We start from the raw sequence: 11,566 nt of genomic DNA, 5'->3' as shown, positions 1-11,566 counted from the left end.
CGGCACGGGGGTTTCGGGGATCGAGTGTCTGAGGGCCTTGGCCCGAGTTTTCGATTCCCGCCCGTGACGGGCTGGCTGGCGGGGGAATCTGGCGCTTGCGACAGACGCTTTTGCAGGGTCGCCTTCTTTTGCTTACTTTTCTTGGCGAGACAAGAAAAGTGAGTCGGCCCGCGGGACGAACTCCCGCTTGTAATGCTTTTAATCGCGCCAAAGGCGCTTAACCCCGACGCCCCACAACAAACAAAAAGGCATCACTCCCGCACCACCACCTCATACCGATACCCCAAGCCATAACTGGAATGAATCCACTCATAACGCGGGGCGGCGGTTTCCATTTTCTTGCGCAGCTTCTTGATGTGACTATCCACCGTGCGCTCGGTCACGATGCGGTGGTCGTTGTACATGCCATCGATCAACTGCGCGCGGGAAAACAGCCGACCCGGCTGGCGCGACATCAATTGCAGGAGTTGGTATTCGATGGCCGTCAGCGCCAGCTCGCGCTCGCCGATCCGGGCGCGGCAAGTGAGCGCGTTGAGGATGAGTTGCGGCGCGGCGGAGGCCACGTCGTTGCGCTGGGCGCGGCGCAATACGGTGCGTACCCGCGCCACCACCTCACGCGGGCTGAATGGTTTGCAGATGTAATCGTCCGCACCCAGCTCCAGCCCGAGCAGCCGGTCGATCTCTTCGACCCGTGCGCTGACCATGATGACCGGCGTGCTGGAGTGCTGGCGCAGCCGCTTGCACACCTCCATGCCGGGCAGGCCGGGCAACATCAGATCGAGCAGCACCAGCTCGGCCTGATGCTGCTGCAGCCAGCCATGCGCATCGTCGCCGCGGGCGATCCGCACGGTTTCAAAGCCGTCAGCATGCAGGTAATCGCCGAGCAGCTCGGCAATCTTGGGTTCGTCCTCGACGATCAGGATGGGCTTGGTCATGTGGGATTCACCTCGGTGTACAGCGGTAGGCGGAGCGTCCAGCGCAGGCCGCCCAGATGACTATGTGATGGTGTCAGCGTGGAGTCGTGGGCGGTGGCGATGGCATTGGCGATCGATAGCCCCAAGCCGGAGCCACCGCTCTCTCGACTACGCGAGTGCTCCACCCGGTACAGGCGTTCGGTCAGACGGGGCAAATCGGCGCTGGAAACACCGGGCGCAGAGTCTTCCCATTCAACGAACACCGCCGTCGCATCGCAACGCAAGGAGATCGCCAACTGGCCCGGCGCATCGGTATAGCGCACGCTGTTTTGCAGCAGGTTGTCGAACAGCTGCACCAGCCGGGCCGGATCGGCGAACACCACCGCTGGCGTGCCACCGCTGCGGCTCACCGTCATCCCGGCCTGCTGCAGCACAGGCTGGTGATGCTGGATCATTTCATCGATCAGCACCCCGATCTCGACCGGCTTCTTGGCATAGGTCAGCGCGCCGGCATTGGATTGCGCCAGCAGCTGCAGGTCTTCCACCAGCCGGCTCAGGCGGCGTACCTCGTAGCCCAGCGACGACAGGCTGCGTGCATCAGCCGTGCGAATGCCGTCCTCCAGCGCCTCGATCTCGCCGCGCAGAACCGCCAGCGGCGTACGTAATTCGTGTGCGATATCGGAGAGCCAGTCCTGCCGCGCCTGCCGGTTGGCAGCCAAGGTTTCAGCGAGCGTGTTGAAGTCCCGCGCCAAGCGGCCCAGCTCGTCATGCCCGTGCACACGCAAGCGCACCTGGTATTCGCCCGCGGTCAGCGCGTGCGTGCCCCGCACCAGCTCACCCAGCGGCCGGCCCAATGCATGCGCGATGCCGACGGCAGCCAACACCGAAGCCACCAGCATGCCCAAGGCAATCGCGGCGAAGCTCAGCCGTTGTTGTTCGGAAAACGCCGCATCCAGCGACTGCGCCACGCCACCCGGCACGGGCAGCATGCCGACATAACCAACGACGATTTCGCCGGATTGGATGGGGGAAAGTTCGGTCTGCGGCGGCACCAACGCAGGGCCATAGATCACCCGGCCTGCGGTATCCATGATCACGAGGCCCGGAATGAAGTACGGCAGTCTGGCTTCACCCGGCCGCCGCTCGCCCCCTTGTGGCGGCCCCATCCCTTGCGGCCCATCGACCCGTTGAGTGCCTGGGCCACCTTGCGGCCCCTGTGGCGGAGGCCGCCCACCGGATTGACCATCCATGCGGATGATCTCGCTCTTGGCCAGTGTGGTGAGGGCCAGATTTTCCAGCCGCTGCGGCTGCTGGATAAAGGGCTCCCACGAGCCCTGCTTTGCATACGCCTCACCCAGCGCGGTGGTGAACGGCTGCAGGCGATGCAGCCGCTGCTGGATCAGATAGCCGGAAAACCCGCGATCGAAACTCCAGCGATTGAAGCCGTAGACCAGCCCGGCCAGCAATACATTGAGCGCAGCCAGCAAAATCAGCAATTTGACGCGAACGCGCGTTAGTTTCATTTCAGACCGAATCAATCCAGTGAATTGCCGGTGTAATGCAAAGGCAATATGGCGAAAGCAGAATTGGCGACAATGCGCTAATTCATGCAGAATTCCACCAAGTTATCACTGGATTTGCACATTACCGGGCAGTGCAAGGATTCATTTCGATCTGGATACAAATTCACTACAAATCAGCGTGAATTGACAAAAAGCACTACAAATCAGCCAGACAGCAATTGCCAATGCCAACGCAGCAGATTGGCAATTCGTTCAATCAATAATTCCGGGCCATTTAGAATAACCCAAGTTTTGGCAGCCAATTCTCATTCATTGGCTTGCCCGGGGCAAAGCACGGGCGTCAGAAAGGCAATCGGTATATCTGCCGACTCACAATGGCCGCACTTCATGCAGCAGGTTGTAATCCACGTGGTCATTTCCCTCCTCGTCCGTGTAGAGCAAATCGGCATAGACATGATTCCAGCGGATATCGCCGTGCGCGTAGCTATGGCGCGAGATCAAGGTTTGCGAGGTGGTTTCGTCGGTGCCGTTGATGGTGAGCAGCAGCGAGCTGTTCTCGGCATCCAGCGTCTCCGGCGTCATGCCGTAAAGCGGGCTGGTTTCGTCGATGACGTGAAAGAGCGTCCAGCTGAGCACGAACATCGGGTGTTCATGACGGGCGAGTTTGAGGTCATACAGGCGGCGGATCTGCGTGCCCTCGGCGCTGACTTCGTCACGTAGCAGGCGCAGCTTGGCACTGGCATCGACAATGACGTTCTGGCGGGCATTGGCAGCACGCAGCACGAGCGTGGTCGCGCCGTCGAACGGGCGGATGACCGGGTGACACGCAAACATGATCCGCGCCCGCGGGCGAGAGAAGCGGGCAAAAGTCACACCGGTGATCAATGCGATATTCATCATGCCCATGAAGATTTCCAGCGTCGCAATCACGTGGCCGAATGCGGTTTGCGGATGCATGTCGCCATAGCCGACGGTGGCGAAGGTCTCGACGCTGAAAAAGAACGCGCCCGCGAACCCGCTCGGCAGCTGGTTGGCAATGGCGTGCCCATCCAGTTGATACAAGCTGGCGAAGATCGTGTTGATGAGCAGAAAGGCGGCGGCGATTTCGCCGTAGAACTGCGGCCAGCTGATCGTCATGCAGTGGTGATACAGATCGCGCAAGCGATGGCCAGCCAAGCCGTGGGTGATCACGTCGCGGTCGCCGACGTGGATACGGCCGACTTTGCTTGGGCGCGTACTGGGCATGGGGTTCTCCGGGAGGGTCAGCCGCGATTTTGCGAATGTCATGGTGGGAAGGTCAACTGTTGCAAAGGTTTTATGTGCCTTCGGCGCGGGCAACGGCATTACATGCCGGTTTCGCCTGGAGGACGGGTTTCAGCGCCTTTGACGCGAGTAAATGCATTACAAACGGGAGTTCGTCCCGCAGGCCAACTCACTTTAGCGAAACCGCGTATGCGGTTTTCTTTGTTCGCCAAAGACAACCGGGCAATGCTCGGTTGCAGCGTAGCCAAAGTAAGCCAAGAAAGGCGACCCTCAGCTGCGCCCTTCGCAAGCTCAGGGTTCCCGATCAACAAAGGTTGTCGCGGGCGGGAATCGAAAACTCGGACTAAAGCCCTCAAACACTCGATCCCCGAAACCCCCGCGCCAACCTTTGTTGCTCGGCGCGGCTGAAAGGGAGAAAAGGCGCGCAGTGCAACCAGGGTGGTTACGAATAGCGGTAGTTGCTTTTTTTAGGATAAGCGATGCAAGGCGGTGATCTATCCCCTCGCCCTCGCGTGCAAGGCTTTGCCTTGTTCAGTTTCGTAGGGCGCAATCCCCGCAGGGCATTGCGCCGTATATCCCCTCGCCCACTTGTGAGAGAGGGTTAGGGAGAGGGTGGTGAAAAAAACACGGCCCGGTAGTGCCCTCACCCCCGGCCCCTCTCCCGTAAACGGGCGAGGGGAGACAAGCCCGGCTCAGCGTAACTTGAACCATTGCAGCATCAAGTAGCGTCACCCTCTCCTTCAAGGAGAGGGCCGGGGTGAGAATGGTCTGCCTCCCTTTCAAAAGCGCCCCGCCAGCCAGACCGGCACGGGGGTTTCGGGGATCGAGTGTTTGAGGGCTTTAGCCCGAGTTTTCGATTCCCGCCCGTGACGGGCTGGCTGGCGGGGGAATCTGGTGCTTGCACCAGACGCTTTTGCAGGGTCGCCTTGGGATTGTTAAGGGGCTTGGCGAGACAAGCCACTTAACCCGTCCGCGCGACGGAACGCGCTGTAACGCTTTTACCCGCGCCAACGGCGCAGAAAACCAGCAATCAACGGCGGCCCATACCCGCCGTCACCACCACCCCCGCAATCGGCACCCCCAGCTCAATCCGGATCACCTCCGTCCGTGCCGTTGTCTCGACAAAGCCCGCTTGGCGTAAACAATGCTCGATGTAATCCGGCCGGTGCGCATAGCGGCCACTCGGCTGCAGTTTGTATTCCTGCCCCGATGCGGTGGGAATCAAGGTTTCAAAGGTCAGCACCACATGGCCGCCCGCGCGCAGCGCCCCCGCCATACCGCCCAGCACCTCAGCCAGATCACCGAAGTAAATCAAGGTATCCGCCGCCACGATCAAATCGTATTCCTGCGGATGCAAGACCAGAAAACCACCCAGGCCGGCCTTGACCAGCGTGTGATAACGGCCGGTGGTTTGGGCTCTTTCCAGCATGCCGCCAGACAGATCGACCCCGGTCAGCGCTCGCGCATAGGGTGCGAGGACAACACCGCACAGCCCAGTACCGCAACCGGCATCGAGCACGTCCAACGCGGCTTGCGGCGGCAAGCCCAATTGTTTGAGCGCATTGCCGACGTACTCCGGGCCGCGATAGCCGAGCCCGGCCAGCCTTTGGTCGAATTGCGCGGCGGCGAAGTCGAAGGTTTGCTCGATATACGCATCCGATGCGCGCCGTTCTGCCGTATCCAGGCCGGAACATGCGGCGAAGTGATGCGCGGCCAGCGGGTTGCCCGGCTCGGCCTGCATCCAGTCTTGGTACACCGCTGCCGCTTCGGCATAGCGCCCCAGGCGATAGAAAGCGATGCCGCGCATTTGCGGGGGCTGCCCTTCGGCCGGGCGGGCTATATAGGCGCGGCAGAAATAGTCGGCTGCTTCCAGATCCTTGCCTTGCTCAGACAATAATTGGCCGTACTGATCGAGCGCATCGGCAAATTGATCATCCAGCGCGATGGCGTTCTGGAATGCCACGGCAGCGTCCTCGGCTTTACCCAAGGATTTCAAGGTTGCGCCCAGATTGTTCCAGGTCAGCGGGTCATCGACCTTGAGTTCGAGCGAACGGATGAACACATCCACTGCCGCCTCAAAATCACCCAGCGCGACCTGAATGTTGCCAAGATCATTGAGCCAGTGAGCCCGATCCGGACAAAGCGTGATCGATTGCTCGACCAAGGCGATGCCCTCGTCACTGCGCCCCTGCTGGTGCAACAACACCCCCAGAAAATGCAAGGCAACCGGCTGCTCTGGCTCGACCGTGAGGATCTGCCGATACGTGGCTTCCGCCTGGGTCAGATCACCGGCAATGTGGTTGGAAATGGTGTCCAAGAGGAGTTGGTCTACTTGGTTGGAAATGGGAGGGGCATCGGGCATGGCACGCTTCATTGGCTTTATAGAATAAGTAGCCCTTGGTCGTTCGTAGTCCGGCTGGATGACAACGCAGACCGAAATATAGTCGCAAAGAGGATTACCCGATGCGCAGGCACCCAAATACGCCCGCATCAAGCGGGCTGCTAAACAATCCCGCCATTGGCGCGCAGCGTCTGCCCGTTGATCCATGCGCCATCCGGCCCGGCGAGGAAGGCGACGGTGGCGGCGATGTCTTCCGGCGTGCCGAGGCGTTCCAGCGGTGCGGCTTTGGCGAGGCGGTCGATCTGCTCGTCGCTTTTGCCGGTCAGGAACAGCGCGGTGGCGGTCGGGCCGGGCGCGACGGCGTTAACGGTGATCGCCTTGCCGCGCAGCTCCTTGGCGAAGATGTTGGTGAAGGTTTCCACGGCAGATTTGGTGGCGGCGTAGACCGCGTAGCCCGGCAAGGCGAGGCCGATCACGCTCGATGAAAAATTGACGATGCGCCCGCCGCTGCGCAACCGGCCCGCCGCCTCACGCAGCGTGTTGAAGGTGCCCTTAACGTTGATCGCGAACAGCTTGTCGAAGGTCGCGTCGTCGGTGTCGGCCAGCTGCGGCAGGTTGGGCGGCATCACGCCGGCGTTGTTGACCAGTACGTCGACGTGGCCGAAGCCGGCTTCGGCGGCGTCGAACAGCTGGCGTACCGCAGCGGCATCCGCCACGTCCGCCTGCACGGCGATGGCTCGGCCGCCTTGGGCGACGATCTGGCTGACAACGGCTGCGGCTTCTTCGACCCGGCCGGCATAGTTCACGACGACAGCCATGCCGTCCTGCGCCAGACGGTGGGCAATGGCGGCGCCAATGCCACGGGATGCGCCGGTTACGATTGCGACTTTGCTCATGATGTATCTCTCCTTGGGTTGGGTGGCGGCGGCGTTTGCCGCTCACTGGTGCCCATTCTTCCCGCTATCGAAACGCCAATAAATCCAGCAAAATTGCGATCACTATTCAATATTCGACAACAATGGGACGGGCGCGGTATGGATCGTTTCCAAGCCATGCGGGTGTTCACCCGCATCATCGAACTGGGCAGCTTCACCCGCGCCGCCGATGACCTGCAGCTGCCACGTGCCACCGTCACACACACCATCAAGCAGCTGGAAAGCCGCCTCGGCGTGCGGCTGCTCCAGCGCACCACCCGCAGCGTGAGCGCCACGCTGGATGGCGAGGCGTATTACCAGCGTTGCGTGCGTCTGCTGGCGGATCTGGAAGAAGCGGAATCAGCATTCTCGGAAGCCGCCGCCAACCCCGGCGGCAAGCTGCGGGTTGATCTGCAGGGCACGCTGGCACGGCATTTCGTCATTCCGCACCTGCCGGACTTTCTGGCGCGCTATCCGAAGATCGAACTGGAAATCGGCATGGGCGACCGCTTTGTCGATCTGGTGCGCGAAGGGGTCGACTGCGTGTTGCGAGCCGGCGAGCTACGCGATTCGGCGATGGTGGCACGCCGCATCGCCCTGCTGGAGCAAGTCACCTGCGCCAGCGCCAGCTATATCGCCAAGCACGGGCTGCCGGAGACGGTGGCGGCGCTGCGCGGGCATTGGGCGGTGAATTACCTCTCCACCGTCACCGGCAAGGTGTTTCCGTTCCAGTTCACCGTGGACGGACAAACCCAGCTGCTGACGCTGCCGGGGCTGGTTTCGGTGAGCAACGCCGAAGCCTATGTGGATTGCTGCATCGCCGGCCTTGGCCTGATCCAGTCGCCGCGTTACCACGTGGCAACGCAGATCGAGGCCGGTGACATGATCGAACTCCTCGCCGACATCCGACCCGCCCCCATGCCGGTCTCCGTGCTCTACCCGCACCACCGCCAGCTCTCGCCCCGTGTGCGGGTGTTTGTCGATTGGCTGGCGGAACGGTTTGCGCAGGCGAGTGCCGGGGAGAGGCAAACTCGGCGGGTGGGGTAGGTTTTTCTCCCTTCGCCCATTTATGGGAGCGAGGACTTAGAGCCTGTTCAAAGTCTCGCAAACTGCCAGCTTGAAACGCTTCAAGGTTTTACTTCCCCCTTTTCGAAGGGGGATCGAGGGGGATTTCGACGTCGGTAGATATTGAGATGCCGCAGAAATCCCCCCTAGCCCCCCTTCAAAAAGGGGGGGGAAGGCAACGTAACCCGTTGCCAGAAAAGACTTTGAACAAGCTCTTAAACCGTGACTCACCGGCAAGCAGTCCTGAAACACACGCCAACAAAACCTAGGATGGACTACGAACTCACGCCAAGGAGGCGTAATGCCGCTGTGGAATCCATCCGCCGGAAAGCGCGGCTTGGTGCTAGTCATGCTCAGCATCGTCCTCGCCGCCTGCACCGAACCCGCCACACAAAGCTACCAAGGCTACGTCGAAGGCGAGTTCGTTTACATCGCCACATCCCAGCCCGGCCGGCTCGATAAATTGTCGGTGACGCGTGGGCAGGACGTCGCCACGGGTGCCCCGCTATTCGCACTGGAAGCCGTTAACGAAGCCGCCGCGCAACACCAGGCGCAGCAGCAGTTAGCGCAATCAGAAGCCCAACTCGTCGATCTGCAGACCGGCAAGCGCCCGCCCGAACTGGACGTGACCCGCGCCCAACTCGCGCAGGCCGAAGCCGAGGCACTACGCAGTGCAGTCGAACTCGCCCGCGATGAAAAGCTGCAGGCCATAAATGGCATCTCCAAAAGCCAGCTCGACGATGCCCGCACCGCCGCCAATACAGCGGCGGCCAAGGTACGTGAGCTGAAAAGCCAGCTCGACGTGGCACGGCTACCGGGGCGTGATGCGCAGCTCAAAGCACAAACCGCCCAAGTCGCCGCCGCCCGTGCCGCATTGGCACAGGCCGATTGGAAGCTGGCCCAGAAAACCGTCACCGCCGCCCGCCCCGGCCGTGTGTTCGATACACCGTACCGCGAAGGTGAATGGGTGGCGGCGGGCAATCCTGTCGTGCGTTTGCTGCCGCCGCAGAATGTGAAAGTGCGCTTCTTCGTACCGGAAACCGTACTCGGCAGCTTCAAGCTCGGCCAAGCCGTGACCTTGCGCTGCGATGGCTGCGCCGCCACCGTGCCGGCCAAACTCACCTATATCGCCACCGAAGCCGAATACACGCCGCCGATCATCTACAGCAACGAAACCCGCGCCAAGCTGGTGTTCATGATCGAGGCCCACCCTGCGCCGGCCGATGCCAGCAAGCTGCATCCCGGTCAGCCGGTCGAGGTGCTGCCGCAATGAGTTTGCCCCCAACGGCGGAAGCCCCCAGCGAGCCCGAATTCGCCATCGACGTGCGCGGCCTGCACAAGCGGTTTGGTGACAAGCACGTGGTCAACGATGTCTCGCTGCAAGTGCGGCGGGGCGAGATTTTCGGTTTTCTCGGCCCGAACGGCAGCGGCAAGACGACGTCGATCCGCATGATGTGCGGCCTGCTCACGCCCGATGCCGGCAGCGGCGCATGTTTGGGGTTCGATATCGTCAAGGAGGCGAACCAGATCAAGCGCAACGTCGGCTACATGACGCAGAAATTCTCGTATTGGGACGACCTGACCATCCGCGAGAACCTCGATTTCGTCGCCCGCGTGTATGGCATGCCGAATCGCAAAGCGGCCGTCGATCAGGCGCTGGAAAACCTCGGCCTCGCCAGCCGCGCCAAGCAACTGACCGGCTCGCTGTCCGGGGGCTGGAAGCAACGGCTGGCGCTGGCGGCCTGCATGCTGCATGCACCGAGACTGTTGTTGCTGGATGAACCCACCGCTGGCGTCGACCCCACCGCCCGCCGCGACTTTTGGGAACAATTGCACGCACTGGCAGCGCAAGGAATCTCGGTGCTGGTCTCGACGCATTACATGGATGAGGCCGAGCGTTGCCACAAGCTGGCCTATATCGCCTACGGCAAGCTGCTGGCGCAAGGCACCGCCGCCGAAGTGATCGCCCAGCAAGGGCTGACGACGTGGGCAATTCATGGCGACAACCTGTTTGCCTTATCGCAACAGCTTCGCGCCATGCCGGGCGTGGATCAGACCGTGGCCTTTGGCAATGCCATGCATGTGAGCGGCACGGATGCGGCGCAACTGGAAAGCACTGTTCAAGCGGCGGCAACCCGCCACGGCCTGAAGCTGGAGCCGGTGGAAACCAGCCTGGAAGACGCCTTCATCTACATGATGAAGCGCTCGCAGGACAACTTTGCGGAGCAGCTGTGATGCAGCCCCTCATCCGGCAATTCGATGGTTTCTCGCTGGCCCGCTGGTGGAGCATCGTGCTCAAGGAGTTCCTGCAGCTGAAGCGTGACCGGCTCACCTTCGGCATGATCGTCGGCATCCCGATCATGCAGATGTTGCTGTTCGGCTTTGCCATCAATACCGACCCCAAGCATTTGCCGACTGCCGTCATCGCCGCTGATCACAGCGAGTTCACCCGTTCTTATATCGCCGCGATGCAGAACTCGTCCTACTTTCAGATCGTCGCCGAGTTGCCGAACGAGGAAGCCGGCCGTGCCGCATTGGCGCAAGGCAAGGTGCAGTTCGTGCTCAATATCCCGGCCGGTTTCACCGCCCAACTATTGCGCGGCGAGCGGCCGTCGCTGCTGGTGGAGGCCGACGCCACCGACCCCACCGCCACCGGCATGGCGCTGGCAGCATTGCCGCAGCTGGTGCAATCGGTTGCGAGCAAGGATGTCACCGGGCCACTGGCAGCGTTGGCCGCCAAGCCCCAGCCATTCGACGTGCAGGTGCATCGCCTCTACAACCCGGAGGGCATCAGCCAATACAACGTGGTGCCGGGCCTGATGGGGGTGGTGCTGTCGATGACACTGGTGATGATGACCGGCCTTGCCATGACCCGGGAACGCGAGCGCGGCACGATGGAAAACCTGCTCGCCACGCCGGTAAAACCCATCGAAGTGATGACAGGCAAGATCGTGCCCTACATCGCCATCGGCCTGCTGCAGAGCACGATCATCCTGCTGGGCGCACGCTTCGTGTTCCATGTGCCGTTCGCCGGCAATCTGCTGGCCGTCTATTGCGCCGCCTTGCTGTTCATTGCCGCCAGCCTCACCGTTGGCATTACCTTGTCGTCTTTCGCCCGCAACCAGTTGCAGGCGATGCAGCTGGCGGTGTTTTACTTCCTGCCCAATATGCTGCTGTCCGGCTTCATGTTCCCGTTCGCGGGCATGCCCAAGTGGGCGCAGGCCTTGGGCAACATCCTGCCGCTGACCTATTTCAACCGGCTGATTCGCGGCATCTTGCTCAAGGGCAATAGCTGGCCCGACCTTTGGCCACACATCTGGCCCTTGCTGCTGTTTACGGCGTTGGTGATGACGGTGGCGGTGAAGTTTTATCGCAAGACGCTGGATTAAGGACTCGGGTAGGTTGGGTTGAGCACCGTGTTCAGCCGGGAGACATAGGTAACACTTGTCGGGAGACATGGGTAACACTCAACCTAGTCTAACTGCACCCGCAGATCGATGGTGCGAATGGCCTTATGACAGAAGAACACCGTCAGCACATCGGCTT

General features: G+C 61.4%; 9 protein-coding genes. 4 read left to right on the top strand and 5 right to left on the bottom strand.

The genetic code is table 11. The features are described from left to right. Window positions 1-251: 251 nt before the first annotated feature. The 5 genes from BR41_RS21255 to BR41_RS21235 all read right to left on the bottom strand — a co-directional run bounded on the left by BR41_RS21255 (window position 252) and on the right by BR41_RS21235 (window position 6,937). A complete protein-coding gene (locus tag BR41_RS21255) occupies window positions 252-935 on the bottom strand; it encodes a response regulator (RefSeq protein ID WP_035061335.1) in 684 nt (227 codons plus the stop codon). Beyond that, a complete protein-coding gene (locus BR41_RS21250) occupies window positions 932-2,437 on the bottom strand; it encodes an ATP-binding protein (protein ID WP_035061332.1) in 1,506 nt (501 codons plus the stop codon). Before BR41_RS21250 ends, BR41_RS21255 begins: the two co-directional genes overlap by 4 nt. A gap of 369 nt (window positions 2,438-2,806) precedes the next feature. Then, window positions 2,807-3,682 (bottom strand): ion channel, encoded by an 876-nt coding sequence (locus tag BR41_RS21245; RefSeq protein WP_035061338.1) that lies wholly within the window; start codon window positions 3,680-3,682, stop codon window positions 2,807-2,809. A gap of 1,048 nt (window positions 3,683-4,730) precedes the next feature. Next, on the bottom strand, window positions 4,731-6,062 hold the full coding sequence (locus tag BR41_RS21240) for a tetratricopeptide repeat protein (protein WP_035061330.1): 1,332 nt from the start codon (window positions 6,060-6,062) through the stop codon (window positions 4,731-4,733). Between the two features lie 140 nt (window positions 6,063-6,202). Then, window positions 6,203-6,937: an SDR family oxidoreductase gene (locus BR41_RS21235; RefSeq protein WP_035061328.1), complete on the bottom strand. Its 735-nt coding sequence runs from the start codon at window positions 6,935-6,937 to the stop codon at window positions 6,203-6,205. Window positions 6,938-7,075: 138 nt separating this feature from the next. Between BR41_RS21235 and BR41_RS21230 the strand changes: the two genes are divergently transcribed. The 4 genes from BR41_RS21230 (at window position 7,076) to BR41_RS21215 (ending at window position 11,409) form a co-directional block, all read left to right on the top strand. Beyond that, window positions 7,076-8,002: a LysR family transcriptional regulator gene (locus BR41_RS21230; protein ID WP_035061325.1), complete on the top strand. Its 927-nt coding sequence runs from the start codon at window positions 7,076-7,078 to the stop codon at window positions 8,000-8,002. Between the two features lie 319 nt (window positions 8,003-8,321). Beyond that, the gene (locus BR41_RS21225) at window positions 8,322-9,293 is read left to right on the top strand and encodes an HlyD family secretion protein (protein WP_035061322.1); all 972 of its coding nucleotides are present in this window, start codon (window positions 8,322-8,324) and stop codon (window positions 9,291-9,293) included. Beyond that, window positions 9,290-10,255: an ABC transporter ATP-binding protein gene (locus tag BR41_RS21220; RefSeq protein ID WP_035061320.1), complete on the top strand. Its 966-nt coding sequence runs from the start codon at window positions 9,290-9,292 to the stop codon at window positions 10,253-10,255. Before BR41_RS21225 ends, BR41_RS21220 begins: the two co-directional genes overlap by 4 nt. Continuing rightward, complete coding sequence (locus BR41_RS21215; protein ID WP_035061317.1) at window positions 10,255-11,409, top strand: ABC transporter permease; 1,155 nt, start codon at window positions 10,255-10,257, stop codon at window positions 11,407-11,409. The genes BR41_RS21220 and BR41_RS21215 overlap by 1 nt, the downstream gene beginning before the upstream one ends. The last annotated feature ends 157 nt before the right edge of the window (window positions 11,410-11,566 follow it).

The organism is Andreprevotia chitinilytica DSM 18519, from assembly GCF_000711875.1.
GTDB lineage: Bacteria > Pseudomonadota > Gammaproteobacteria > Burkholderiales > Chitinibacteraceae > Andreprevotia > Andreprevotia chitinilytica.
This window is presented reverse-complemented; position numbering and strand designations above follow the sequence as displayed.